Origin of the sequence: Ochrobactrum vermis, from assembly GCF_002975205.1 — a bacterium.
GTDB classification, from domain to species: domain Bacteria; phylum Pseudomonadota; class Alphaproteobacteria; order Rhizobiales; family Rhizobiaceae; genus Brucella; species Brucella vermis.
In genome coordinates, this window is record NZ_PCOC01000002.1 from 265,375 (window position 1) to 290,251 (window position 24,877).

The following is a 24,877-nucleotide window of genomic DNA, read 5'->3' on the forward strand; positions in this document are numbered from 1 at the left end:
GGGATCCTACGCAATCGCCGCACTTGAGCGCATTTGTCAGTAGAAGGCTTTCCTGTAAGAGGAAGGCGGCGAGGGCCGGTAAACAGATTGTCCTGACCCCCACCGAAACGTTCTCAATGCCCGCGGGGATCAGCCGGTTACCGGCGTGTTGAGAAGCTGCTGTTCCCAAAGATAGGCGATGCCGCTGCCGCCGAAGTGCTGAATAAGAATCTCGGTCAGTTCCTCGACGTGCTCTGTGCGCGCCCAATCGCGTTGCCATTCGCCTGCGAGCGCCATCACGGTCATCACATTCGCGCCGGCGGAGATCATTCGCTGGATGGCAACTTCGTGAGATTCCTTCGAAATCCCGCCTGAGGCGTCAGTGATCACGGTCACGTCCCAGCCTTCTCCGGCAGCTTGAATCACAGGCATTGCCACGCAAACCTCAGTCCACAGGCCGGCGATGATCAGCTGCTTACGGCCGGTCGCCTTGACGACGTTCACCACATTCTCATCCTGCCAGGTATTCACCCAAGTGCGATCGATGACTTCCTGGTCCCGAAATACGTCGGTGACCTGTTTGAAGAGACGTCCGCCGCGCGCCGCAATCACGCTTGTGAGTACCGTCGGAACATTGAATGCTTTTGCCAGCTTCGCCAGCGCGGTCGTGTTGTTGACCACAGCCTGCGGATCGTGACTATTGAGATTTGCGAGCTGATAAGGTTGGTGATCGATCAGAACGAGGACCGAGTCTTCGGGACGAAGAAGAGAACCGAGTCCGTTACGAAGGGTCATCAAGTCTTCCTTTCTCTGCCGCCATAACGGCGATGGGTTCAAGCGAGACAAGCGTCAGCCTGCGACGTTGCCAGAATGTAATTTGCCGTTCCAATTGTTGGCGCGATAGTGCCAAGATCTGGCAAGCTGTGTCGCGAAACAAGGGACGCCGAAATGGACATCGAAGATTTACAGACATTCGTCGCAATAGCCGATGCGGGGGGCGTATCGGCCGCCGCGCGCCGGCTCGGCATCTCCAAATCAATTGTCAGTCGACGGTTGTTGCGGATTGAAGCGGAACTTGGAGTCCAGCTTATTGCGCGGACGACGCGCGGCTCCGCACTTACGGAAGCAGGAACCATGTTCCGGGATCACGCAGCTCGGGCCAGTGCCGAGATCGACACCGCCAGGGAAACGATCCTCCCTGCCGGCGAGCTGCGCGGCCGTTTGAGGGTTGCAATGCCGCTTACTTTTGGGGCTACGCACTTCGCCCCTGTCTTGGCGGACATGGCAGGTCAACATCCGCAGCTTCACATTCATACCTCCTACAGCGATCGTTTTGTTGATCTCATTGCAGAGGGGTTCGACTGCGCAATCCGCTGTGCGTACCTTCAGGATTCCAACTTGCTCGCAAAGCGCGTCGGACCGATCCACGGAAAGCTTGTCGCCAGCCCGGCTTACATCAAAGCGCACGGCTCCCCTGAGACCATAGAACAGGTCGCCGACCATCAGGCCCTCATGCAGGGAACGGAAACCTGGCAGTTTATGAATGGCGCCAAGATTGTTACGGTTCAGCCGCAGGGCAAGTTCAAAGCCGATAGCGCCACGGCGCTTGCTGCGGCAGCGGCGGCAGGTCTCGGCATCGCGTGGCTACCCAATTGCATCACGCACCCCTATGTGGTCTCCGGCGCATTGGTTGCGATCATGACGCGCTATCCGGTGCCTCCAGGGGCTGCGTATGTCGTACGCCCGCCGAGCCAGCATCCTACTCGCAAAGTGCGGGTACTTACCGAAATGCTGACTGAGTATTTCAAACGGAATCCAGAACTTTGGGGTTTCGACGGCTAGGTTTGAACGACTCTTCGTTAAGAACCTGCGTTCGGAGGTCGCTCTTAATACAAAGGGCGGAGCTTGAACGCGCCCGGGTTCCATTGCTTGTGTACATGATCGGTAACGGAGTTAATTTCCGCTATGCATTTTATCTCGGTGACTGGAATGAGTTTCGAGAACTCGCGAAAACCGTCAGTCCGCTTTCAATTCTTTAGTGTCCGAGATGGGGTGTTAGCGGATTGGCTGGTTCTATTCTTCGGATAGCCTTTACCGTCCGCTCCCTGAGGTGGTCGTAACCTTTGTCATTTTTACGAAAGCTGACCCGTTCTTAAACGCTGTCCGAAGTTGGAGAGTATAAATTGGCCGATATACGCCGCAATTCCCGCTTTGATCAGGTCGCCTGGCACGAATATGAGATCGCCGATCAGCGCGCCGCGAGGCGATAGTCCTACATAGCCGATCAACCATGCGACGCCGAAAGCATGGTCGATGATTAGGCCGACCGTAGCGGCCGCAAAAAATCCCGCAAATGCTCTCCAGCCGCCATTCGTGTGCTTTGCTACCCTCTCGGCAATCCAACCCGTAACTAATGCAGCGGGCAGGAAGCCGACGAGATATCCGGCGGTCGGGCTTAGAAACACGGCGAGGCCACCTCTGCCACCTGACAGCACCGGAAGGCCAATCGCTACGAGCGTTATCAGAAGCAGGACCGACAGCGCAGCCCCACGAGCGCCGAGAACGACGCCAGCCAGAAGGACACCCATGCTTTGTGCGTGGATCGGCACCGGAATGAAGGTCAGCATGATTGGCGGGATCAGCCCCAGCACCACGATAATCGCCGTGAACAGCGCGATCAGCACCAACGACCTAGTCGGCATTTCCAAATCTCTCTTCGCTTCGTTTGTCTGTGCGGATACTTCGCGCGTCGATCGCACTGGCGATATCTTCGGCGCTCTGCAAAGTCCCGATTACCATGGGCACGATGACCGTGTGGAGGCGCAGTTTCAGTCCGCGTGCGCGGTGCGCTTCCGCTATCGCGCGATAGCGTTGCTGCACGTCTGGCACAAAGCGGATCACGAGACCGATTGCTAGTCCGATGTCCCGCGCATTGGCCAGACCGATCTTCTCCAGCGGCTGGGCAAATTTCGTGATCGTGTCGATGAATTGGCCGATGCTCGTCGTCACCGTGACCGCCGTGGCGAAAAGGCTCAGGGTTCCTAGTCGCAAAAAGACGATGATCGCATCATCAACATTCCTTACAAACGCCGTCCACACGACGACTACGCTGATCGTCAGCAACAGAGGCCATGCCCGCAGCCATTGTATGATAGCTTCGCGGCACAAGACCAGGATGGAGGCGATAACTATTCCCGAAACGCTTGCAAGGATTACAAGCGCGCTTGTGGCAAAAAGCAATATGCTGAGACAGAACAGGGCGAACAGCTTGACCGTAGGCAACGCCCTGTGGAATGGGCCACTTCCCTTAACAGCGGCGATATTCATTCTGCTATGTCCATATACCGGGAAATGATCACCTCCGCCGGGCCATCGCCGATCAGCTTGCCTTGGTGGAACAAGAGCACGCGTTCGAAGCCCGTTAGTAGCGACAGGTCATGGGTCACGACAATGACATTCTCTGGAAGATCGACGATTGCACGCCGGACCATATTTCGATTTTTCAAATCAAGCTGGTTGGTGGGTTCGTCCATGATCACGATATCTGGCGAAGTGACGAGCACCGAAGCCAATGCCGCAAGCTGAATTTCGCCGCCTGACAGTTCATGTGCGCGCCGCTCCGCTAGATGCGCGATACCAACGCGATCGAGAACATCAGCTATGGCATGCTCCAGTTCATTTCCCTTCATTTTTCGGGCTTGAAGACCAAGCGCGATATCGTCCTTGATTAGCGGCAGGACGATTTGGTTGGAAGGATTCTGGAAGACGTATCCCACACAGGCGCGAACCTTTCCTCCGTCCTTCTTTGTATCATGGCCATTGGTGACGACATGGCCTGAACTGGGCAACACCAACCCGTTAACCATTCGGGTGAATGTGCTCTTGCCTGAGCCGTTCAGGCCGATGACGCCGATGCGTTTTTCGGTCAAGCAAATTGATATCGGCGCGAGGACTTCCCGTTCGCCAAACTTCGCGGAAGCCTGATTGAAAGATATGTTCATTTTCTACCCACCTCTGGATACGCAATGGGTTTGATTAGCTAGCTTCGGGCAGTCAAGGCCAGATTTGTGTAAGAAACCACATTCGCCTTTGATGACCGCTTCTGGCAAATGATTGACTATCTTGAAATTGCTGGAAAGAAGGTCCAAGCCGGCCAGAAATTTTTCCAACAAGGCAGATTTGGCTAGATAAGGTCCGTTGATGTTTTGGCAAATTGATGAATAAGGCGGTGCAGGCCCACAGTCAGGACTTAGGTCGTGAGTTGATTAGTGCCGTTGTTGCTTGGATGAGCGAGCGCCAAAGTGTGGATCATTTCGTCTATCCTGTGGCAGAACAAAACACTGCGTCTCGTTGGCTCGCTGAATTCTATGGTGGCTGCCTTGAGAACCAAAACGACAGATGTCGCGATACTTCAAAGTATAGGGCGCTTATCTACAAGATCCCACCCTCCCGCTAGCCAAAGCCTTTTTAACGTCCGGTCAAGTTCGAGCTGCCCGGGTTTCGATGCCTATTCATAATTGTCCACCCCAACACATTGTCAGATCTTATCGTTGGTCACCTTTCAGGTTGATCGGCGAATGACGACAGACGAATTTTGACCGTTCAGTGCAAATGGCTCAAATGCGTCGGAAACGGTCAAAGATGCAGGTTGCGTTCCAGACAGCAATTTCTTCTGCGACCACGGAAACCAGTTCGACAGCTCCGGGCCTCGAAGCTGTCGGACTGGTTAGCACGCAATTGCAGATATTCACCTAGCATACGCACGCTCCTCATAGCAGTCGTTCCAGCGAACATGTTCTTAACATCCGTGAAGGGGTGGTGAGCGGACGATCGGCTTTTATTAGATGTGAACCGCCAAGCAGACACCTGAGAGATATGTCATCATCACGGTTCATCTTCGAAATTATCTGAGCGCTAGGGCCACGCGCCATCCGCTGGTGCTTGACTTAGCCGTCCCTTTCGCTGATCTTTGCTGCATGGTCGAAAAGGACACTCATATTGTCTCCCGCTTGGTCGGCATCTTGTTGGTGAGATGCCGGAGAGTAGCGCGCGCGACCTAAACAAGCGACCTGCCCATACCCGGCCTCTGGCTACAGCCAGATCCCGAGACAGATTCATGGATTGGAAGGCGCTCCGGAATGGGACGCCATCAAGGCCATGCTGCCGACACTGCAGGGCCGCCGCGTTGCTGATCTTGGGTGCGGCTTCGGCTGGGCATCCCGTTGGATGCGCCAGAATGGCGCTATTTCAGTAACGGGCTATGACCTATCAGAAAATATGATCCGCCGCGCCCGAGCGGATACAAGTCACGATGTCATCAACTATCAAATTGCCGACCTCGATATGCTTGAACTTCCTGTCCGCAGCTTCGATCTGATCTACAGCGCCCTGACTTTCCACTATGTCAAGGACTTTGATCGCCTTGTTGCAATGATGCAGCGAGCCCTGTTACCGGATGGGGTATTGGTGTTTACAATTGAACATCCGATCTTCATGGCCGCGTCGCAGCCTCAATGGATCGACAACGGAACAAATCGTAAGACATGGCCGGTCAATGGGTATTCGATTGAAGGGGAGCGTCGCACCAATTGGTTCGCTGATGGCGTTCTGAAATACCACAGGACGGTCGGAACCACACTGAATACCCTCATTGGAAATGGGTTCCAGATTGACTGTGTCGAGGAATTCGCGCCGACGCCAGCTCAGATACAGAACAATCCAGATCTCGCGGAAGAGCTTGAGCGCCCAATGATGCTCCTGATCGCGGCTCATACAAACTAACGCGTCGCGTGTTGGGCTGTCGCTTTCAGCGGCCGCCCAACATTATGCTGCGCCGGTTACCGGATGATCTCCGAGATGCTCGAATGACCGCGGCTGGGTCGTAAAGTTACCGGTCAGTAATGCGCCTTCATTTCGGTCGTTGGCTGCCAACTCCAGGAAACCAAAAAGCTGCCAATCCGCTCAGTGCGTTATGAACGTCGGTATGGGTTGAAAGCGGACTGTCTTCATTAAGGTGATATTGGTTAGATGCGGACGTTGAGTGAACAATCGCTACGATCTAGGATGGAATATGCCTTTTTCTTCATCTCTTAATTCGGAAATTGCTGAATGGCGCGGAGCCTTCGAGAATGCTGAGGTCAACGCTCTCCACGCGAAATGCTTTGAACACCGGGAGTTAATGGACGACTGGTGGGCTCAGGTCAATCACTTCAGTCTTGGGTGGGTTTGCATTCGTAGATCGACAAAGTTGGTCGGATTCGTGAACGTGGCGTGGGATGGCGGAGTGCACGCATTTATCTTGGACACCATGGTCGATCCCGCTTTCCAGCGCCAAGGAATTGCGAAGGCACTGATCGAAGTAGCTGTCGCCCATGCAAAGCGGACCGACTGCGAATGGTTGCATGTAGACTTCGATCCGCATCTCATGCCTTTTTATTTCGACGCCTGTGGTTTCAAGCTGACGAACGCTGGCCTGATTTCATTGAAATGAATGCTTTTGGGAGCGACAGAGCTTTCTATCGGCGGCTGGCATTGGTCGAAACCGGATGGTCCGCAACGCAACTGTATTTTTGGTCATTGAGTGATCTTCCTGGAAGTCCGAATAGCTGCAAATGCGCACCAGCAGCCGGGCTAGTGTGGGGCGGGGCGGACTGGCGGATTCTGGTTGAGCTTTTTATGATAAACAAAACTTCGTTATGTGCAGCAGCCAATCTAGGACACGTCAATGCGAGGCAGGAAGATCGTTATTACAGGAGCTGGCCGAGGTCTTGGTCGGGCTCTCTCAATTGCGGCTGCATCACATGGGGCCATTCCGATACTTCTTGGCCGTTCCGCAGACATGTTGCAGGAAGTAGGTGACGTCATTGCTGGTAACGGCGGACCGCAAATCGACTGTTTTGTCTGTGACCTAACCGAACCCCAATCCATCCTCAACACGGGGAACCAGATCGCGGCGTTACATCCCGATATCGACATATTAATCAACAACGGCGCGCACTTCACATCAGGATCCCTGGAAAATCACACCGACGAGCAGATCATGTCCGTGGTGAACTCTGCAGTCACGGGCACCATGATCCTGACCCGACGGTTAATACCTTTACTGAAGGCTCGAAAGCGCGCAGATATCCATAACATCGTTTCGATGTCCGGTTTGCCGTACGCCAGGTTTGTCGGGGCCTCGCTTCCTTTCAGAGCAGCGAAAGCCGCACAAGATGGTTTCACGCAAGGGTTGGTGGAGGAACTGGCAGGAACTTCCGTGCGTATCACGTCGATCTATCCAGGCCTCATTGAGGACGTTTCCCCGACCACGGCGGAATGGCACAGAACGCGTGGGGCAGACGAAGGCATATCGAACAGGGAGGTAGTGGAAACGATTATCTACGCACTGTCCGCACCTGCAAACGTGTCTCTACGACAAATCATTATTGAGCGTACCCGTTCAGACTTTCTCTTGTAGCTTGAGTACCTGCTCACTTGCAATTTTCCCGTCTCAAACTTCGGGAGTTGTCTGTTTTTGAGGCATTTCGAACACCGAGCAAATGTCCGCAGCTGAGGTCGGTAGCTGCCGGACCGTTAAGCGCTTTATTCCAGTCAGAGGTGGCTCGGTTTGTCTGAACAGTTTCGGGCGTTTCGCTAAGTGGATTTCCGCCTCGATTATGCCGCCACCATCATTGGTGCCAGCGCGTTGAAGTAGGCCTGATCCGGTGTCTGCCGGTCAAGGGATGAATGTGGGCGTCGGCTATTGTAAAAGGTCAGATAGCGGCCGATGCCAGCGCGGGCCTCGGACACTGTTTTATAGGCGTGGAGGTAGACTTCCTCGTATTTGATCGAACGCCAGAGCCGCTCGACGAAGACGTTGTCTCGCCACGCACCCTTGCCATCCATCGAGATGGCGATTTCCGCCTTCTTCAGCACCGTCGTGAAGTCCATCGAGGTGAACTGCGAGCCCTGATCGGTATTGAATATGTCGGGTCTGCCATAACGGGCCAGCGCTTCCTCGACTGCTTCGATGCAGAAGGCTGCCTCCATCGTGATCGACAGTCGCCACGACAGAACCTTCCGGCTGAACCAGTCCACAACGGCGCAGAGATAGACAAATCCGCGAGCCATCGGAACATACATAGGTCAGGTCCATCGCCCAAACCTGATTGGGTCTGGTAACCGCCAGCTTGCGCAGGAGGTAGGGATAGATTTTGTGCCCAGGTGCCGGTTTCGACGTGTTCGGGCGACGGTAGATCGCCTCGATGCCCATCTTCTTCATCAGCGTGGCGACGTGCAGTCGACCGGTTTGTAACCCTTCTCCCCTCAAGAGCCCTTGCAACATCCGGCTTCCGGCAAACGGGTATTCGAGATGCAACTCGTCGATCCGGCGCATCAGAGCCAGATCGCCGTCAGACACCGGACGCGGCGAATAATAGACACTGCCACGGCTGAAGCCGAGAAGCTTCGCCTGACGCACGACGGACAGCTTGTGCTCGCGGTCGATCATTTCTTTCCGCTCAGCAATCCCGCCTTGCCGAGCGCTCCGGCTAAAAAATCATTCTCCAGCGTCAGCTCCCCGATCTTGGCGTGCAGCGTTTTGACATCGACGGTTGGACCCGTCGGTTCCGCCTTCGCTTCATCGCCGAAAACGCCTGTCGCCCCCTCAAGGAGCTGGTCTTTCCATTGCTTGATCTGGTTGGCGTGCACGTCAAACTGTTGGGACAGTTCCACCAGCGTCTGCTCGCCTCGAATGGCGGCGAGCGCCACTTTTGCCTTGAAAGCCGGGCTATGGTTCCGGCGCGGTCGTCTCGTCATGGTATCTCCTGTTCACGGCATCTAAGCCGAAGTCAGGCAGAAATTCCACTTATCCCCCCTGTTCAAATTTCCCGAGCCAGCTCTAATAGAAGAATCCGCTTCCAATCTCCCTGGCTCCTCTCATTAACGCCGGCAAAGGCGCAAACCCGTTGAGGCAGGTTTTCGGACGAATGGCTGGGTTGCCGCCATTTATCATCTAATCACGGCTGACGGGTGCTTTCCGAGCTCAGGAAATCCGTGATTACCTCGATGATGCCAGGCGCGAGGGAAGGTCTGGATTGGAATAAGTGGCGATGTTGACCGCCGGGTCGTCCGAGACGACGGTTTTAAGGACGTGGTTAGTGTTCGGAAGCCGCGTGAGTTTGGCCGACGGTGCGACCGCCTTTAGGGCCATGGCATCAGGGATGCCTATCTGAAGGTCACGTTCGCCTTGAAGAATGAGGATCGGCTTGGCGATATGCCTGGCGAGTTCCGCCGGATCAAGTGTGAATGCACTTATGAGAAAGTCCTGTATGGCAGGGGCGAACAGCGGAGCTAGTGACGTCGGCAACTCGGAAGGGTCGACGTGCTTGCCTACAGCCAAGGTATTGATCGCGGCATTTGCTGAAGAAAGTATGGATGCATTGGCCGAATTGGAGCGAAGCTGTTCCTTTAAAATTTCACCGAGAGGACGACCCGGTGTTGCGATGAGTATCAGTCCACAAATGTGCCGCTCGACCTGAGCCGTTGCCAATGCGACCAGGTCACCCTCACTATGCCCGAGAAGCCAAACGCAGTCAGAACCCGTTGTGCTTCGAATGGCTTTCAGCCAGGCACGAGTGTCGCTTACATAATCGTTGATTTGTTACTGCGTTGGCGTCGGGAACAGCGCCTGCGCTTCCGAACATGCCCCGCTTGTCGATTCGAACCGTTGCGATTCCTTTCGCCCCAACCCTTCGGCCAGAAGGGGGTACGTTCCGGCGTTGATCCCCAGGGGGCTGTTCCCATCTCGATCTGTCGGTCCCGACCCACGGATGATGAGAACGATGGGAGCAGTTGCGTCTGAGGCTTTCGTCCATGTTCCCTTTAGTGGTCCCAATGGACCTGCCGCCGAGATTTCCTGTGATGATAATGCGGTAGCGGCAAACACGAGTGCGGACGCAAGTAAAAGCATCATTCCTCCAGCTCTCGGGATGAATTACCCCTCAAAAACCGCATATTCGTGTGACGTCTGGTTTTAAGCAAGTTCGAATAGAGCCGAAGTGTCCGGGAAGAGGGGCGAAGCCTTTGGACTGCTGAGCGCGCAATTGCAGTCATTCACGTAGCATACCCGCTACCCAAAAGCAGTCACTCCAGAGATCATGTCGGCAAGTCCGTGAAGGAGTGGTGAGCTGCCCGACGGCTTTCTGGCGCCAAAGATAGGAAAGCAGCCGTAAGTGGCTACCCTCACTTCGACTGCAATGCGCCCTCAATCGCTTAACCCGTATCCTCGACGACACCAGAATTCGCGACCGCCCGGAAGCACGGGATGCAACAGCTTCGGGAGACCTGCGCTTGGCCTCTATCAGGGTTTTGCTGAGAAATCAGCGCTTCGTGTCATGGCACAAAGGAGTTGTCTGACAATTTCATGACGTGCCGGGGCTCCCCGGTTCGTCGTTCGCGGCATCGGCGAATTTACGCATGAGCCGGATCAGTTCGTCAATCTCACGGGCATCCCAGGTCGCGAGGATGGCGCGGGCGTTCCTCTCGCGCGCGGCGTCGATCTTGTCGGTCATCGCCTTTCCCTTCGGCGTGACCACGGCCTCATTCACGCGGCGGTCGGTAGCGCTCTGCCGGCGCTCGGCCAGCCCGAGGCTCTCCAGCTTAGCGACCTGGCGACTGACGGTGGTGTAGTCGCGACCGGCGCGGTCTGCGAGCTCCACGATGCCGATCGGCCCGAACCTCTCTATGCCGACCAGCAGGGGAAACAGCGCGCGGTCGAGCGAGATGCCGGCTTCGCGCACCAGGCTCTCGTCGCGCTGGGGCCGGTTCATGAGGCTGACGATTTCGACCAGCGCTCCGTGAAGCTCACGAATCTGACGGCTCTCAATATGTGTATTTTTCACATTTTTTCTTGACGACATCCTGAGTCTCCTACTATGTGCATAATACACACAAGGAGGTGGCAATGACAAACGGTTTCACTGCGGACGTGCTCATATGCGGGGCGGGCGCATCCGGCCTGACGCTGGCGATCGAGCTGGCGCGGCGTGGGGTGTCCTTCCGGCTGATCGAGAAGCAGGAAGGGCCTTTCCGGGGCTCGCGCGGGAAGGGCATCCAGCCGAGGACGCAGGAAATCTTCGAGGATCTCGGCATTCTCGACAGGGTGGTCGCCGCCGGCGGCATCTATCCGCCGGTGTGCGCCTATCGAAAGGATGGCAGCCATGCCGAGAAGGACATCGGCGAGCGGCCCGATCCGACGCCGGCGGAGCCGTACCACATCGCGCTGATGATCCCGCAATTCCGCACCGAGGAGATCATGCGCGAGCGGCTCACCGAACTCGGCCACGAGGTCGAATTCGGATGCGAGCTGGTCGATTTCGAGCAGGATGCGGACGGCGTCATGGCCCGCCTTGCGGACGCGGATGGCGGGCAAACCGTGCGCGCCCGCTATCTCGTCGGGGCCGACGGCGGCCGCAGCTTCGTGCGGGATGCGCTCTGCGTGGGTTTCCCCGGCAAGACGCTCGGAGTGCGGGCGATCGTGGCGGATGTGGAACTGACCGGGCTCGGCCGCGATGCGTGGCACCAGTTCAACGACGGCGACATGGAACGCATGGTCGTGATCTGTCCGCTGGCCGGGACAGATCTCTTCCAGCTTCAGGCGCCGATCCCGCCGGATGGCGAAGCCGACCTCTCGGCCGAAGGGCTGGGACGGATGATCGGCGAGCGGACCGGGCGCGGCGACATTCTCGTGCGTTCGGTCTCCTGGGCATCGGCCTATGCGATGAACGCGCGGCTGGCCGACCGCTACCGGGTCGGCCGCGTGTTCCTCGTCGGCGACGCCGCCCATATCCACCCGCCGACGGGCGGGCAGGGACTGAACACCAGCGTGCAGGATGCCTACAATCTCGGCTGGAAGCTCGCCGCCGTGCTCGGCGGCGGCGAGGATCTCCTGCTCGACACCTATGAGTTCGAGCGGCGGCCGGTGGCGGAAGCGATGCTCGGCCTCGCGTCCCGGCTGCTCGATGCGCAGAAACAGGGCGAAATGCGCCGGGGGCGCGAGGTGCGCCAGCTCGACATCGGCTATCCGGACTCGCCGCTTTCCAGGCAGTTGGCCGAGCGCAGCGGCAGGACGCGCCCGGGCGACCGTGCGCCGGACGCCCCGATCGTGGGCGCGGCGGGCCAGCCCTCGCGACTGTTCCAGCTGTTCCGGGGGACGCATTGGACGCTGCTCCTCCATGAGGCGGGAGGAGAGACGGTCGGGCCACGGCACGGGCTGCATGTCCACCACCTCGGCTCGCAGGGCGACATCATCGACGCCTGGGGACACGTCCGTGATGCCTATGAGCTGGCGCCCGGCGAGGGCGTGCTGGTCCGTCCGGACGGCTATATCGGCGCGTTCCCGATGCTTGGCGAAGAGCTGACGACGAAGCTCGAAAGATATCTGGGCCATGTGGGCGTCGGTCCGCTCGAAGAGGAAACGACGTGAACGCCGGGATGTCTTCGAAGCATGAGGCGGACGTGCCGGACAGGCTCGACTGGCGCCTGATGCTGCCGCTGTTCGCCATCGTCACCCTATATGCCGCCGGCATCGGCGCGGTCCTGCCGGTGCTGCCGTTCTATCTGCGCGAGATGGGGGCAAGCCCGCTGATCTTGGGCGTCGCCCTTGCCACGGAAGCGCTGAGCCAGTCTGCGGCATCGCCGCTGCTCGGCCAGCTCTCCGACCGTTTCGGCCGCAAGCGGGTGCTCTTGGCCAGCCAGATCGTGGCGGTGGTCAGCCTGCTACTGCTCGCGCTTGCGCAGAGCATTTTTACCGTGCTCCTGGCGCGTTTCCTGTTCGGACTGACTGCCGGCAACTTCTCGGCCGCGGCGGCCTACGCGGCGGACAACAGCTCGCCGGCGAACCGGCGCCAGGCGATCGGCATCGTGAACGCCGGATTGGGGCTCGGCGCGATCGTCGGTGCAGGTCTTTCAAGCGTGCTGTCCGATATCTCGCTGACCGCCCCGATCTACATGGCGCTGATCCTGTCGGCTTCCGGCATCGTCGTGACAACCTTCGGCCTGAACGGTGGCAAGGTGGCGGGACAGGCTTCGGGCGAGGAGGCTGGCGAGCGGCTCTCGTTGCGAGCGATCATCGGCCACCCGGTCATCCGCGTGCTGGTCGTCGTCATGCTGTGCCATTTCTTCGCCTACGGGATGTACACCTCGCAGCTTCCCAATTTCCTCGCCGACCGATTCGTCTGGAATGGCCACGCTATCGGGCCGCGGGAATTTGCCTACATTATCGCGGCCGACGGCGTGATTAACATATTGGTTCAGCTTTTCCTGCTCGGATGGCTCGGCAGGGTCTTCTCGGAACGCCGTCTGATCATCCTGATCTTCGGCTTGCTCTGCACTGGGTTCGTGAGCGCTCTACTGGCAAGCACTATTCCTACCCTTGCCTTCGCCGTGCTCTGCATCAGCACCGCCGACGCCCTTGCAAAGCCCACCTATCTCGCGGCGCTGTCGGTCCATGTCTCGTCCAAGCGGCAGGGGCTGGTTATGGGAACGGGTCAAGCGATGGTTGCGGTGACGGATATTGCTTCGCCGATCATGGGCGGCTTCATCATTGGGCTGGGCTTCTATAGCACGTGGATCGGCGCGGTGGTGGCGATCGCTCTCACTGGCGCCGTCATCGCAGCCGCCGGCCTTCCGCGCGTAGGCGGCCCCAAGGCCGCTTTGCCAGCACCGCCAAGATGATCGCGCGATCGCGAATCTTGCCGGCCATGCGTACGGCCCCCCACGGTAGAGTTTCGGGGCCTGCAGGCGAACGAAAGTCCTCGAGGAAGGAACCAGCGGGCCGCGGGCGATAGCTATGATGTTTTTGATTTTTAGCTGCTGTCCGCGCCCCCCGTAGGAGGCCGAGCGAATGGCAAGTTCCGGGCGGCGACGGAAGCACCCCGGAGGGCGACAATGAGGTCGAAAGTTGCCGGTCAGTAGCGCGCTTTAAGTCGGTCTTAGAGGTCGCCATCGCGCTCGCTAGAAAGCGGACATAGCTAAGTGGCGACAGCTTCATGTTTCCTGCGGGAGAGTGGTCATGCCCAAACCCCGCTTTTATTAATCAGCGTCCTTGAGGCATCCGACTTTCAATCGCTCGAAGATGGCCAGCGGTTGCCACTCCGGTCCGCTGCCGATCTCGAACGCTTTACCATATTTTTCCAGGGGAGATAGCTTGGAGAGCATCGTTACGCCGGTAATAAAGGACGCCTGCAGATCCTTCATCGTCCTTTGATTGGCAAAGAACATGTCGCTGGACGGATTACTGCTACCGGTAACCGACTTACTCTCCGTGTAAACGAGTATGCCGGGGACATTGTAACCTGAGTATCGCGATCTCGCCCACTCCAGATGCTGGTAAACTTGCCCGACCTCCTCGGAGTTGATCGGGCTGCCCTCAAGCTTGTCCGTCTTTAACTCAATAGGGATTACAACCTTGGTGTTATGATCGATCCAAATGTTGTCGGGGCCGTCGTGCTCGTCAGTATCGGGCCGACGAGAATCAAAACCCAACGCAGCTCCGATGATCCTGATCGCTTCCTCCGCCTTCTTGTGCGAGAGATCACCGTATGCAGGTTCAGCGGCTTTGATTAGCTTTATTAGCTTCCGATTGGCTTCGGGCACGGTAAGCGCGCAGAACTCGCGCAACCCCTCCTCGATAACGGCCTTGCAGGCCGGAAGCACCCCAACGTCCTCCTGCTCCTGACGAGGCAATGGAAGCTTACCGCCGAGCCTGTTTCTCGCCTCGTCAAACCAGTCGAACATTGCGTCGGGGCGACCAAGGATGGCGTTGGCTGATCCAAGCCAGATCGCGTACCAACCAGCGAGGCGAGGATTTTTCATCCTTACCTCGTCGATAATCTCCTCGAACTGCTTGATCGCCCCGCCATGATCTCCCTGCCAGAGCATAAGGATAAAGTTTGCTTCGCGCTTTGCGAGTTCATCATCGAATTTTGTGTAGTCCTCACGATCGCTAATGCGTTTCTCGTCGATCGGATTCTGACCGATCTGTGCCTGATAATAGGAAAGCCAGCCTGCGTCGCGCTCAATGATCTGCGTGACGATCGACTCGATTTTGTCAGCCGTCATGTCTTTCAGCTGATCGCAGAACTCTTCTGAAAGCCGTATCTGCTCTTGGAGGATCTTGGGGAAGTACGCCTGGTTGGCAACGTTTCGCAGCCAGTTTTCAGCATCGGTCGAATAGATGAAATAGATGCCGTAATCGTTCTTGCCACGATTGATGCGGCCAAAGAGCTGGGTGAACCGGTTGGCGATCCGCGGGAAGAATGTCTGGTCTAACTTAATACGATCGAACAGGTATCTTTCCAGCTGCGCCGACCCAACCGGCACCCCATCAACCGCCATGACACGGCAGTCATCGTCGGGTAGGTCGATGCCATCATATCTGCCAAGCAACATGAATGCGCCCGTCGTGTTTACGCGGAACTCGTTAAGCTTTTGCGTGAATGTATCAGCGCTCTTCGGCGGAGAGGCAAAGTCATCCCATTTGTCTGCCGCCTTTTCCGTTGGAGTGGCAATCAGAACCTTCACTTTTTTGCTTAGCGCCTCGAGCCCCTTCACGTTGTTGCAGAATTCATTCAACGACGATCCGAACAACATGAGCCGCTCACCAAGGCCAGCGTCAACGTCCGGCTCGATTACCCTCGGAGATCGCCCAAAAGCCCTTATAATATCGCCCTTTGACTGGACAGTGGCCGAAAGGAAGGTTTTGGGCACGCGCTTGTCTTCAAGGGCGCGGACATGGAGTGCAGGGATGAAGGGTGGCGTGATCTCGATTACGAACTTGCTGATGGTGATCGCGCAGTATTGCAAGTGCCCGCGGAGGTAATCAAAAGGCAGCTGAAGGCCTATGTCGCCGTCGATGTGAGGTTCCAACGCTGCCTGGAATTCATGGCTGCGATTATGTACGCCGTTCGGTGGGCAAAGGGCTACGGTTCCGGAAGAGAAGTCTGAGACAATCTGCTCGAAATTATAAATTTGGCCGACATCGTGGAAACACTCCTTGATGATCGCGGCTATTTTTGAATAAAGCACCTCGTTTTCTGCCTTCCTGATCGTCAGCGTAAACGCGTCTCGGACCAAACGCTCTCCAACATGGGCGTCATCAAAGATGATGGCACCAGGCGCATTCTGCCCGCGGAATTTGTTTCTGGTGTTCAGAAGAGCCTGATAGGTTGTTATACAAAAGGACTTCGACTGGGCAAAGTTTTGGTCTGAAAACTTCGATTGGTAGAACGTGGTGGGCGTGATTCCGATTCCGTTGGCCTCGCGAACCGTTTGATGGATTAGGTCGTAAACTCATAAAAGATGGCTTCAAACGGTCGTCTCGTCCAACTCGTCACCGCTGTAGATGTCGAGGTCGAGTTCCAATCCACGCAGTCCGATCGCGCAGGTTGTGGTTGGAGAAAGGCTTTGGCCCTCATTAAAGCCTGAGAGGAACAGGCCTACGAATATGTTTCCCCGGAAGCGTAAGGATAATGCTCTCCACGCCTCCAAATCCGTGCTCAAGGCGGCAAAGAGAGTGGCAACCTGCTTGTCGAGTTCGCCAGGACTTTCATCGGGTGCGGACAGCATCCAGTAGCCGCTCCAAGCCACAATTTCTTTCCCTTTAGGTGTAGTCCAAGTGCCGCCTTTTTTCACGCCCTTCGTCGGCTGCACCCCAAGAATGCGCGATATCTCTTCTGGATCGAGATCGTCCCCGTGAAAGCGGAGGGATGCAGCAGTTCGGTGCACTTCAGCCATTAGTCCTCAAGCCTTTCTGTCTTATACACGAGCGCGATTCCAAGCCGCTCAAAATCACTTTCTCCTACGCACAGTTCATGATTCAAGGGCCTTTATTTGAAGGAGGCAATTTATGACCCGTCGGCGTTTTGATCTGACCGATTTCGAGTGGGGTATAATCCAGCCGCTACTGCCGAACAAGCCGCGTGGAGTGCCACGGGTTGATGACCGTCGAGTGATCAACGGCATCTTATGGCGGTTCCGGACAGGCTCGCCATGGGCAGACGTTCCGGATCGATATGGTCCGTATACCACTTGCTACAACCGGTTCGTGCGATGGCGCAAGGCGGGTGTCTGGGATCATGTTCTGGGCGAGATTTCCAAGGCTTTCGATGGCGATATCGTCATGATCGACAGCTCCTGTGTCCGTGTTCATCAACATGCGGCGACAGGAAAAAGGGGGATCAAGACGATGGCTGCATGGGACGTTCCCGTGGCGGCTTGACCACCAAAATCCACGCAGTTGTCGATGCCGATGGTCGACCGATCCGCCTCGCACTCACAGCCGGCCAAGCCCATGATGGCCGCATGGCAGAACCATTGTTACAGACAATCTCCAAGGGTGCGATCCTGCTGGCGGACAAGGCCTACGATACCAACGCTATAAGAGCATTTGCAAAGCAACGGCAGGCATGGGCCAATATTCCTGCCAAGAGCAATCGGAAGGGAAGCTTCCCTTTCAGCCAATGGGTTTACCGACAGCGCAATCTCGTTGAGCGATTCTTCAGCAAACTCAAACAGTTCAGAGGAATCGCCACCCGTTACGATAAAAACCCGATGAACTTTCTCGCCGCCGTCAAATTGGCAGCAGCAAGAATTTGGATCAGATCGTTATGAGTCTACGGCCTAGTCAGGTGGAACTAAAGTAAGCCTCATATTGTTTAGCTTCTGTCAGAGGAACAGGAGTTTTTATCATGATTGGCCGGCCAGCGGACCTCGTCGTTCTGAACGAGGCGGATAAGAAGTTCCTTGAATCCCAGGTGCGTAAGCATAAAGCGCCACGTTCCTTGTCAGATCGTTGCCAGATGATTTTACTGTGCGCTCAGGGTCTGCACAGCAAGGAGGTTGCCGAACGCCTGGGTGTTCACGAACATACTGTTGGTAAGTGGCGCCGCCGGTTTGCACAGGATGGCATTGAAGGCCTGACAGATGAGTATCGTGCAGGTCGACCACGAACGGTTTCCGATGCGCAGGTTGCTCAGGTTGTTGAGCGTACGTTGAACACTATACCCACAGATGCCACGCACTGGTCCATCCGTTCGATGGCAGCCAATAGCGGGCTTTCGCACACCACTATCCGGCGGATCTGGCGAGCCTTTGGCTTGCAACCACATCGATCGGAGACATTCAAACTGTCCACCGATCCGCTGTTTGTTGACAAGGTCCAGGACATTGTTGGGCTTTATATGTCGCCACCAGATCGGGCGATTGTTCTATGCGTAGATGAGAAGTCGCAAATCCAGGCGCTGGATCGTGAGCAGCCAGTTCTGCCAATGGCACCGGGTATCCCTGAACGGCGGACGCATACTTATGTGCGCAATGGCACAACTTCCCTATTTGCCGCGCTCGACGTTGCCACTGGCGCGGTAATCGGTCGTTGCTACAAGCGTCACAGAGCCGCTGAATTTCTTGACTTTCTAAAACGGATCGACGCCGAATTGCCCGACGGGCCAGACGTCCATCTGGTGATGGATAACTATGCAACCCACAAGACACCTAAGATCAAAGCATGGCTCGCGCGGCGACCTCATTGGTATGTTCACTTCACACCTACGTCGGCATCCTGGATTAACCAGGTCGAACGTTGGTTTGCAGAACTGACGCGAAAGCAGTTACAGCGTGGCGCACACCGTTCAACAGCAGAACTCGAGGCTGACATTAATGCCTTCATCAAAGCACACAACGAAAGCCCCACACCCTACAAATGGGTTAAATCTGCCGATCAAATCCTCGCGTCGGTCAAGCGTTTCTGCCAGAAAACAATGAACCGAACTTCAGATTCAGGTGACTAGTCGATAGGCGTAACGCTGACCCAAACGGTCACCGGCGTTCTGAAACGGTCCGTGCGGCATTTTCGACGAGTGGTCCGAAATTCTCACTGAAGCTTTCGGTCGACCATTCTTGCAAGCTGCCAGCCACATGAATTGCGCCGACCGGATTGCCACCTGCATCAAGAATGGCTGCGCCGATCGCAACTTCATTATACAGAAGCTGGCGACACAAGACAGAATGCCCGCGTTCCCGCGTGGCATTCACCTCTTCCATCACCTCTTCCAGAGACCGAATTGTATGGGGCGTGAAAGGCGTCAGGTCGGAACGGCTGACGATATCTGCGATTCTTTCGTCGGGCAGTCGTGAAAGAATGGCGACACCGCCGGCCGTGCAATAGGTTGGCACGGCATGGCCGACGAGCGTTGCGCTGAAGATTTCGTGCTTCGACGGCATGCGCACGGCATAGACAACCCGGACATCGTCGAAAAGCGAAAGATCAACGCGTTCGTGCACGCGGCGTCGCAACTCCAGCATGATCGGGTTGGCGCGTTGCAGCATCGGATTGAGCCGCAACAGATCGTGGGTCATATCGAGAATACGCAGGCCCGGCAAATAGCCGCGATCTGCGGGATCGCGGGCGATAACATCCAGTTTTTGCAACGAATGAATGATGCGTTGCGCCGCGCTGCGGTCGATCCCAGCCGCGGTCGCGACTTGGCTCAGCGACAGTGGCTGTCGCGCCTTCTGAAACGCCATCATGACGGCCACGGTCCGCGCAACAGAGCGCAGAAACAATGGATCCTCATTGTAGGCTTCCCCTTCGTCGGGGTGAAAAGTGGAGATGCCGCCCAAGTCTCGAAACGTGTTCATGGGAAAAATCTTTAGTCGCCGTTCTAGGATTGACAAGAGCCAAAATTGGTTCCTAAGATAAAAATAGATATAGATGTATCGCTGACAGATACACATTCCTGCCCGAGGGGGCAAATCGATGAAATGGGAGTATGCTCGTGTCAAAACGCGTGGCTGTTGCTGGCTTTTTGCATGAAACGAATACCTTTGCCGCGGCTCCAGCCGATAAGGCGGCGTTCGTTCAAGGCGGTGGCTATATTCCGCTGTCACGCGGCGACGCGATTGTCGATCGCGCGCAAGACGTCAATCTGGGTATTGCCGGTGCGCTGCAATTTGCTCGTGAAGCAGGATGGGAAGTTGTGCCGATTCTGTGGGCCGGTGCCATACCGTCTGCCCCTGTTACGCAAGACGCCTATGAAGCCATCGTTTCGGAAATCGTTGCAGGGCTGAAGGACTGCGGTCCGCTCGACGGGATTTTCATCGACCTGCACGGTGCAATGGTTGCTGCGCATGTGGATGATGGCGAAGGTGAATTGCTGGAGCGGGTTCGCGCTGTTCGCCCCGTAGAACCGATTGCCGTCGCGCTCGATCTGCACGGCAATATAACAAAGCGCATGTTCGATCTTACCGATGTGATGGTCGGTTTCCGCACCTATCCGCATGTCGATATGGCTGAAACCGGTTATCGTTCGGCCAGGGCGTTGCAGGCGCTGATGGACGAACCGGATGTCCGGCCGAATGGCTGGCACAAGACCATGCGTCAGGGTGATTATCTCATTCCGATTGCGTGGCAATGCACGGACGAACAACCCGCTAAGGCCCTTTATGCCATGACGGTCGACCTGCCGGAAAATGTGCTGACGGCCTCGCTCTTCATGGGCTTTCCCGCTGCTGATTTTGCTGAATGCGGCCCCTCTGTTTTCGCTTATGGCTGGGATCTCGCTGCGGTCGAGCACTGCGCGGATGCCATTGCTGATGCATTGGCCGCCGCGGAAGGGTCTTTTGCAGGCATTGCCTATCAGCCTGAGGAAGGTGTCGAAAAAGCGATCGAACTTTCCCGCGATGCAACGCGTCCCATCGTGATTGCCGATACGCAGGACAATCCAGGTGCCGGTGGCAGCTCCGACACGACGGGAATGCTCCGGGCACTTGTGGCCTGTGGTGCCGAGCGAGCATCCATCGGCTGCATACACGATCCCCACGCCGCGGCACTCGCTCATCGGGCAGGCGAGGGAGCTGAGATCGAAATATCGCTGGGCGGCAAGTCCGGGATCGCCGGAGACGCGCCATTCACCGCACGGTTTCAGGTTGAGAAACTTTCTGACGGCAAAGCGCATGCCACCGGGCCCTATTACGGCGGTAGCTGGCTGCATATGGGGCCGTCGGCATGTCTGCGGCTTGGCGGAACGCGCATCGTCGTTACGACCAATCTCGCGCAAATGGCGGATCGCGCGCTTTATCGCATGGTCGGTATCGAGCCGGAAAAGGAAGCCATTCTGGTCAATAAAAGCTCCGTGCATTTTCGTGCCGACTTTGCGCCGATTGCCGAGAAGCTTCTAGTCTGCACGGCTCCAGGCGCTATGCCGCTGAGCCCGGCTCAACTGTCATGGAAACATTTGCGCTTGGGCATCCGGCTCGAGCCGCTTGGGAAAGAATTCAAACAATAAGCAGAAAAAACCTTCAGAGGAACCACACAGATGCTGTTTTTTAAATCCCCTACCTCCGGCCCCATTCTCCGCCGGTTGAAGTATGGACTAGCCGCTTCTCTGATCGCACTCGGTGCTGGCAACGCACCAAGCAATGCATGGGCTGAAACGACCCTGACAGCCGTCATGCATTCCGATCTGCGTATCCTCGATCCGATTATCACAACGGCGCATATCACGCGCGATCATGCCTATATGATCTACGATGTGCTGATCGCCGTCGACGAGAATTTCAAGCCACAGCCGCAAATGGCAGACTGGACGATCTCCGACGACCAGAAAGTCTACACTTTCACGCTGCGCGACGGTCTCAAGTTCCATGATGGCGCTTCGGTTACAGCAGCCGATGCTGTGGCGTCGCTGGAACGCTGGGCCAAGCGCGACGCGGGCGGCCAGCTCATCATGGACATTACGGAGTCGCTCGAGGCCACCGACGATAAGACGCTGGTATGGACGCTCAAGGAGCCTTTCGCACCATTCCTCGATACGCTGTCCAAGCAGGCTGCCCTGCCGCCTTTCATCATGCCGGCCCGTATCGCCGCGACCCCTGCCGATACGGCCATCACTGAACATATCGGTTCGGGCCCGTTCAAATTCGTGCCTGCGGAATTCCAGCCGGGCGTCGGTGTCAGCTACGTCAAGAACGAGGATTATGTTCCGCGCAAAGAGCCTGCGAGCTGGATGGCTGGGGGCAAGGTCGTGAATGTGGACAAGGTGCGCTGGGTCACGATGACTGACGCGCAGACTGCGGTCAACGCGCTGACGAGCGGCGAAATCGATTATCTAGAGCAGGTGCCGGTCGATCTGGTTCCGCTGTTCGAGGGAGACGATTCCGTTGTTCTGGAAAAGCGCGATCCGCTTGGCTACCAGACCATGGGCCGTCTGAATTTCAAGCATCCGCCTTTTGACAATCCGGATATTCGGCGCGCGGCCTTCCTTGCCATGTCGCAAGAGCCGGTACTGGCCGCGCTAATGGCGGACCCCGGCTATTACAAGGTTTGCGGTGCGATTTTCGGTTGTGGTACGCCGAATGCTACCGATATTGGCGCCGAAACCATAACTGCGAAGGGCAATATTGAAGAAGCCAAGGCGCTCCTGAAGAAGGCTGGCTATGACGGCAAGCCGGTCGTGATGATGCAGCCAACCGACGTGACCAGCCTGTCACCTCAGCCTGTCGTCGCTGCGCAGCAATTACGCGCAGCCGGTTTTACGGTCGATATGCAGCCGATGGACTGGCAAACGCTGGTCGGCCGCCGCGCTTCCAAGGACGAGCCGTCAAAGGGGGGCTGGAACATCTTCTTCACCAATTGGCAGATTCCAGAAATCGCAACGCCGCTCAATTCGGTGATGCTCAACGGCCGTGGCGATCAGGGCTGGTTCGGCTGGCCGAAGGACGACCAGATCGAAGTTTTGAAGAAGGACTATATCAACGCGCAGTCGCCGGAAGACCGCAAAGCCGTGGTCGAGAAGATACAGGCGCATACGCTTGAGAATGTGCTCTATATTCCGCTTGGCGAGTACAACCCGCCACAGGGACGCCGCGCCAATATCGTCGATATGCTTGGCTCGCCTGTGCCGGTCTTTTGGAACGTGAAAAAGACAGAGGAATAATCCTGCCTCCCCTATCGCGCTTCAGTCTTCGTGGCGCGATAGGTCCCTGTCCAATGCGGAACTGGCTCTTCCCTCCGGTTCTGCCTCACGTGGGACGTGTAGATGGCTGTCTATCTGATAAAACGCATTCTTGCGCTGGTGCCAGTTCTGCTGCTGGTATCGATTTTCGTTTTTCTCCTTCTGCGCCTGACGCCTGGCGACCCGGCGGCGATCCTCGCAGGCGACGCCGCGACAACCGAGCAACTGGATCGCATTCGTGAGGCTATGGGCCTTAACGAGCCGATCCTGACTCAATATTTCACTTGGATGGGCAAGATATTGCAGGGCGATCTCGGCGTGTCGCTAATTTCTGGCGTTCCAGTGCTGGACATGGTTTCGCAGCGCATCGGCCCGACCATTTCGATTGCCGTTCTGACCATCATCATCGCGGTTCTCGTGGCGATCCCAATGGGCGTCGTCGCGGCCTGGCGGCATCGTTCCTGGATCGACTATCTGGTTATGAGCTTTTCGGTTCTCGGCTTTTCCGTACCCGTGTTTCTGGTCGGTTATGTGCTGTTGTTGATCTTCTCGGTCAATCTCGGTTGGCTGCCGGTGCAGGGTTTCAAGCCGATTTCATCAGGCTTCGGCAGTTTCATGGAACGGGCGATCCTTCCTGCCGTGACGTTGGCCTCGATCTATATCGCGCTTATCGCCCGCATGACCCGGGCGGCGATGCTGGATGTGCTGGGTGAAGACTATATCCGTACCGCACGCGCCAAGGGTGTAAGCGACCGCCGTCTGCTGTTCGTGCACGCACTTAAGAATGCGGCCGTGCCGGTCGTCACGATTGTGGGTACGGGTTTTGCCCTGCTGATCTCCGGTGTCGTCGTTACCGAAAGTATCTTTAATATTCCGGGCATCGGTCGCTTGACCGTGGATGCAGTGCTCGCGCGCGACTACCCGGTCATTCAGGCCATGATCCTTCTGACGAGCGCGCTTTACGTTTTCGTCAATCTGCTGATCGATCTTTCCTACACACTGTTTGACCCGAGGATACGTTATTGATGCGCTCTGAATCGACATCGACTGGCATGCACTGGATGCTTCGCCTGTTCTCGTTGCCGCGCGTTGCTCGCATCGGTATCGGGCCACTGGTTGCGGGTGCTCTTCTCGCCGCAATCGTTCTGCTCACCCTCATCTCGCCCTGGATCGCACCGCACGATCCTCTGGCCATGAACCCGCTAATGCGTCTGAAACCGCCTTCGGATGAATATCTGCTCGGTACTGACAATTACGGTCGCGATCTCTTCTCGCGTATGATCCTCGGCGGGCGCATCTCACTCCTGATCGGGCTTTTCGCGGCGGCAGCGTCGATTGCGGCTGGAGTTTTCATCGGTCTTATCGCCGGTTTCTTCCGTACTGCCGATGCGATCATCATGCGCATGATGGATGCCTTGATGGCGATGCCGTCGATCCTGATCGCCATCGCGCTGGTTGCGCTCAACGGGCCGACCATCGGTTCGGTGATTGTGGCGATCACCATTCCTGAAATTCCGCGGGTGGTGCGTCTGGTCCGTTCGGTTATTCTGAGCGCCCGAGAGGAGCCTTATGTCGAAGCGGCATTGGCGCTCGGTTCCAGCACGTCGAAAATCCTGTTCCGCCATCTTTTGCCGAATACGATGGCGCCCCTGATCGTGCAGGGCACCTATATCGTCGCATCGGCGATCCTTACCGAAGCGATCCTTTCATTCCTCGGCGCTGGCATCAGCACCGAAATTCCGACCTGGGGCAACATCATGGCCGAAGGCCGCCAGTTCTTCCGCATCAAGCCGTCGATTGTGCTCTGGCCCGGCCTTTTGCTGACATTGTGCGTGCTGTCGATCAATCTTCTCGGTGATACGGCGCGCGATAGTCTCGATCCACGCCTCAAGAAGCGGGAGGGCTGA

General features: G+C 56.7%; 21 protein-coding genes and 1 pseudogene. 12 read left to right on the top strand and 10 right to left on the bottom strand.

What is annotated here, in order from left to right; all coding sequences use genetic code 11:
- Positions 1-129 precede the first annotated feature (129 nt).
- Positions 130-774: a hydrolase gene (locus CQZ93_RS15440; RefSeq protein WP_105543540.1), complete on the bottom strand. Its 645-nt coding sequence runs from the start codon at positions 772-774 to the stop codon at positions 130-132.
- A gap of 153 nt (positions 775-927) precedes the next feature.
- On the opposite strand from CQZ93_RS15440, the gene CQZ93_RS15445 reads away from it, so the two are divergent.
- On the top strand, positions 928-1,821 hold the full coding sequence (locus tag CQZ93_RS15445) for a LysR family transcriptional regulator (RefSeq protein WP_105543541.1): 894 nt from the start codon (positions 928-930) through the stop codon (positions 1,819-1,821).
- Between the two features lie 290 nt (positions 1,822-2,111).
- On the opposite strand, the gene CQZ93_RS15450 is transcribed toward CQZ93_RS15445, so the two are convergent.
- Genes CQZ93_RS15450 through CQZ93_RS15460 form a run of 3 tightly spaced genes read right to left on the bottom strand, consistent with a single transcriptional unit; the run spans position 2,112 to position 3,980 of the window.
- Positions 2,112-2,681 carry a biotin transporter BioY gene (locus tag CQZ93_RS15450; protein ID WP_105543542.1) on the bottom strand — a complete coding sequence of 190 codons (570 nt, stop codon included), beginning with the start codon at positions 2,679-2,681 and terminating at the stop codon, positions 2,112-2,114.
- A complete protein-coding gene (locus CQZ93_RS15455; RefSeq protein WP_105543543.1) occupies positions 2,671-3,306 on the bottom strand; it encodes an energy-coupling factor transporter transmembrane component T family protein in 636 nt (211 codons plus the stop codon). Before CQZ93_RS15455 ends, CQZ93_RS15450 begins: the two co-directional genes overlap by 11 nt.
- A complete protein-coding gene (locus CQZ93_RS15460) occupies positions 3,303-3,980 on the bottom strand; it encodes an energy-coupling factor ABC transporter ATP-binding protein (protein WP_105543544.1) in 678 nt (225 codons plus the stop codon). Before CQZ93_RS15460 ends, CQZ93_RS15455 begins: the two co-directional genes overlap by 4 nt.
- 1,120 nt (positions 3,981-5,100) lie before the next feature.
- On the opposite strand from CQZ93_RS15460, the gene CQZ93_RS15470 reads away from it, so the two are divergent.
- The 3 genes from CQZ93_RS15470 to CQZ93_RS15480 all read left to right on the top strand — a co-directional run bounded on the left by CQZ93_RS15470 (position 5,101) and on the right by CQZ93_RS15480 (position 7,438).
- Positions 5,101-5,760, top strand: coding sequence for a class I SAM-dependent methyltransferase (locus CQZ93_RS15470; protein WP_286153690.1), 660 nt, complete (start codon positions 5,101-5,103; stop codon positions 5,758-5,760).
- A 259-nt stretch (positions 5,761-6,019) separates the two neighbouring features.
- Complete coding sequence (locus CQZ93_RS15475) at positions 6,020-6,469, top strand: GNAT family N-acetyltransferase (protein WP_286153691.1); 450 nt, start codon at positions 6,020-6,022, stop codon at positions 6,467-6,469.
- Between the two features lie 234 nt (positions 6,470-6,703).
- Positions 6,704-7,438: an SDR family oxidoreductase gene (locus CQZ93_RS15480; protein WP_105543547.1), complete on the top strand. Its 735-nt coding sequence runs from the start codon at positions 6,704-6,706 to the stop codon at positions 7,436-7,438.
- Between the two features lie 197 nt (positions 7,439-7,635).
- Here CQZ93_RS15480 and CQZ93_RS15490 read toward each other — a convergent pair.
- The 3 genes and pseudogenes from CQZ93_RS15490 to CQZ93_RS15505 all read right to left on the bottom strand — a co-directional run bounded on the left by CQZ93_RS15490 (position 7,636) and on the right by CQZ93_RS15505 (position 10,880).
- Positions 7,636-8,778, bottom strand: a pseudogene (locus CQZ93_RS15490) (IS3 family transposase).
- A 241-nt stretch (positions 8,779-9,019) separates the two neighbouring features.
- Entirely contained in the window at positions 9,020-9,619 is a 600-nt protein-coding gene (locus tag CQZ93_RS26985; RefSeq protein WP_339561763.1) for an alpha/beta hydrolase, read from the bottom strand.
- 763 nt (positions 9,620-10,382) lie between these two features.
- Positions 10,383-10,880: a MarR family winged helix-turn-helix transcriptional regulator gene (locus tag CQZ93_RS15505; protein ID WP_105543549.1), complete on the bottom strand. Its 498-nt coding sequence runs from the start codon at positions 10,878-10,880 to the stop codon at positions 10,383-10,385.
- A gap of 44 nt (positions 10,881-10,924) precedes the next feature.
- On the opposite strand from CQZ93_RS15505, the gene CQZ93_RS15510 reads away from it, so the two are divergent.
- Together CQZ93_RS15510 and CQZ93_RS15515 are read left to right on the top strand one after the other, a co-directional pair.
- Positions 10,925-12,445, top strand: a complete 1,521-nt coding sequence (locus CQZ93_RS15510) for an FAD-dependent oxidoreductase (protein ID WP_105543550.1) — start codon at positions 10,925-10,927, stop codon at positions 12,443-12,445.
- Positions 12,442-13,695: an MFS transporter gene (locus CQZ93_RS15515; RefSeq protein WP_286153693.1), complete on the top strand. Its 1,254-nt coding sequence runs from the start codon at positions 12,442-12,444 to the stop codon at positions 13,693-13,695. Before CQZ93_RS15510 ends, CQZ93_RS15515 begins: the two co-directional genes overlap by 4 nt.
- A 357-nt stretch (positions 13,696-14,052) precedes the next feature.
- Here the strand turns inward: CQZ93_RS15515 and CQZ93_RS15520 are convergent, their stop codons facing one another.
- Positions 14,053-16,095, bottom strand: a complete 2,043-nt coding sequence (locus tag CQZ93_RS15520; protein ID WP_105543552.1) for a helicase C-terminal domain-containing protein — start codon at positions 16,093-16,095, stop codon at positions 14,053-14,055.
- 231 nt (positions 16,096-16,326) lie between these two features.
- A complete protein-coding gene (locus CQZ93_RS15525; RefSeq protein WP_071634668.1) occupies positions 16,327-16,755 on the bottom strand; it encodes a DUF4279 domain-containing protein in 429 nt (142 codons plus the stop codon).
- A gap of 112 nt (positions 16,756-16,867) precedes the next feature.
- Here CQZ93_RS15525 and CQZ93_RS15530 point away from each other — a divergent pair.
- A protein-coding gene (locus CQZ93_RS15530) for an IS5 family transposase (RefSeq protein WP_105535320.1) occupies positions 16,868-17,631 on the top strand; the annotation gives its coding sequence in 2 pieces (ribosomal slippage) (positions 16,868-17,189 and positions 17,189-17,631; 765 coding nt in all).
- Positions 17,632-17,708: 77 nt separating this feature from the next.
- Positions 17,709-18,806 carry an IS630 family transposase gene (locus tag CQZ93_RS15535; RefSeq protein WP_105543390.1) on the top strand — a complete coding sequence of 366 codons (1,098 nt, stop codon included), beginning with the start codon at positions 17,709-17,711 and terminating at the stop codon, positions 18,804-18,806.
- A 28-nt stretch (positions 18,807-18,834) separates the two neighbouring features.
- Here the strand turns inward: CQZ93_RS15535 and CQZ93_RS15540 are convergent, their stop codons facing one another.
- Positions 18,835-19,656, bottom strand: a complete 822-nt coding sequence (locus CQZ93_RS15540) for an IclR family transcriptional regulator (protein ID WP_105543553.1) — start codon at positions 19,654-19,656, stop codon at positions 18,835-18,837.
- A gap of 131 nt (positions 19,657-19,787) precedes the next feature.
- Here CQZ93_RS15540 and CQZ93_RS15545 point away from each other — a divergent pair, with 131 nt between their 5' ends.
- The 4 genes from CQZ93_RS15545 to CQZ93_RS15560 all read left to right on the top strand — a co-directional run bounded on the left by CQZ93_RS15545 (position 19,788) and on the right by CQZ93_RS15560 (position 24,877).
- Positions 19,788-21,302 carry a M81 family metallopeptidase gene (locus tag CQZ93_RS15545; RefSeq protein WP_105543554.1) on the top strand — a complete coding sequence of 505 codons (1,515 nt, stop codon included), beginning with the start codon at positions 19,788-19,790 and terminating at the stop codon, positions 21,300-21,302.
- 30 nt (positions 21,303-21,332) lie between these two features.
- Complete coding sequence (locus CQZ93_RS15550; protein WP_105543555.1) at positions 21,333-22,952, top strand: ABC transporter substrate-binding protein; 1,620 nt, start codon at positions 21,333-21,335, stop codon at positions 22,950-22,952.
- 102 nt (positions 22,953-23,054) lie between these two features.
- Positions 23,055-23,996, top strand: coding sequence for an ABC transporter permease (locus CQZ93_RS15555; protein ID WP_105543556.1), 942 nt, complete (start codon positions 23,055-23,057; stop codon positions 23,994-23,996).
- Positions 23,996-24,877 (top strand): ABC transporter permease, encoded by an 882-nt coding sequence (locus CQZ93_RS15560; RefSeq protein ID WP_105543557.1) that lies wholly within the window; start codon positions 23,996-23,998, stop codon positions 24,875-24,877. Before CQZ93_RS15555 ends, CQZ93_RS15560 begins: the two co-directional genes overlap by 1 nt.

Excerpts from the sequence above, each read along its gene's own strand:
- CQZ93_RS15440 (WP_105543540.1), bottom strand. The coding sequence starts at position 774 with ATGACCCTTCGTAACGGACTCGGTTCTCTTCTTCGTCCCGAAGACTCG.
- CQZ93_RS15445 (WP_105543541.1), top strand. The coding sequence starts at position 928 with ATGGACATCGAAGATTTACAGACATTCGTCGCAATAGCCGATGCGGGG.
- CQZ93_RS15450 (WP_105543542.1), bottom strand. The coding sequence starts at position 2,681 with ATGCCGACTAGGTCGTTGGTGCTGATCGCGCTGTTCACGGCGATTATC.
- CQZ93_RS15455 (WP_105543543.1), bottom strand. The coding sequence starts at position 3,306 with ATGAATATCGCCGCTGTTAAGGGAAGTGGCCCATTCCACAGGGCGTTG.
- CQZ93_RS15460 (WP_105543544.1), bottom strand. The coding sequence starts at position 3,980 with ATGAACATATCTTTCAATCAGGCTTCCGCGAAGTTTGGCGAACGGGAA.
- CQZ93_RS15480 (WP_105543547.1), top strand. The coding sequence starts at position 6,704 with ATGCGAGGCAGGAAGATCGTTATTACAGGAGCTGGCCGAGGTCTTGGT.
- CQZ93_RS15505 (WP_105543549.1), bottom strand. The coding sequence starts at position 10,880 with ATGTCGTCAAGAAAAAATGTGAAAAATACACATATTGAGAGCCGTCAG.
- CQZ93_RS15510 (WP_105543550.1), top strand. The coding sequence starts at position 10,925 with ATGACAAACGGTTTCACTGCGGACGTGCTCATATGCGGGGCGGGCGCA.
- CQZ93_RS15525 (WP_071634668.1), bottom strand. The coding sequence starts at position 16,755 with ATGGCTGAAGTGCACCGAACTGCTGCATCCCTCCGCTTTCACGGGGAC.
- CQZ93_RS15535 (WP_105543390.1), top strand. The coding sequence starts at position 17,709 with ATGATTGGCCGGCCAGCGGACCTCGTCGTTCTGAACGAGGCGGATAAG.
- CQZ93_RS15540 (WP_105543553.1), bottom strand. The coding sequence starts at position 19,656 with ATGAACACGTTTCGAGACTTGGGCGGCATCTCCACTTTTCACCCCGAC.
- CQZ93_RS15545 (WP_105543554.1), top strand. The coding sequence starts at position 19,788 with ATGCTCGTGTCAAAACGCGTGGCTGTTGCTGGCTTTTTGCATGAAACG.
- CQZ93_RS15550 (WP_105543555.1), top strand. The coding sequence starts at position 21,333 with ATGCTGTTTTTTAAATCCCCTACCTCCGGCCCCATTCTCCGCCGGTTG.
- CQZ93_RS15555 (WP_105543556.1), top strand. The coding sequence starts at position 23,055 with ATGGCTGTCTATCTGATAAAACGCATTCTTGCGCTGGTGCCAGTTCTG.
- CQZ93_RS15560 (WP_105543557.1), top strand. The coding sequence starts at position 23,996 with ATGCGCTCTGAATCGACATCGACTGGCATGCACTGGATGCTTCGCCTG.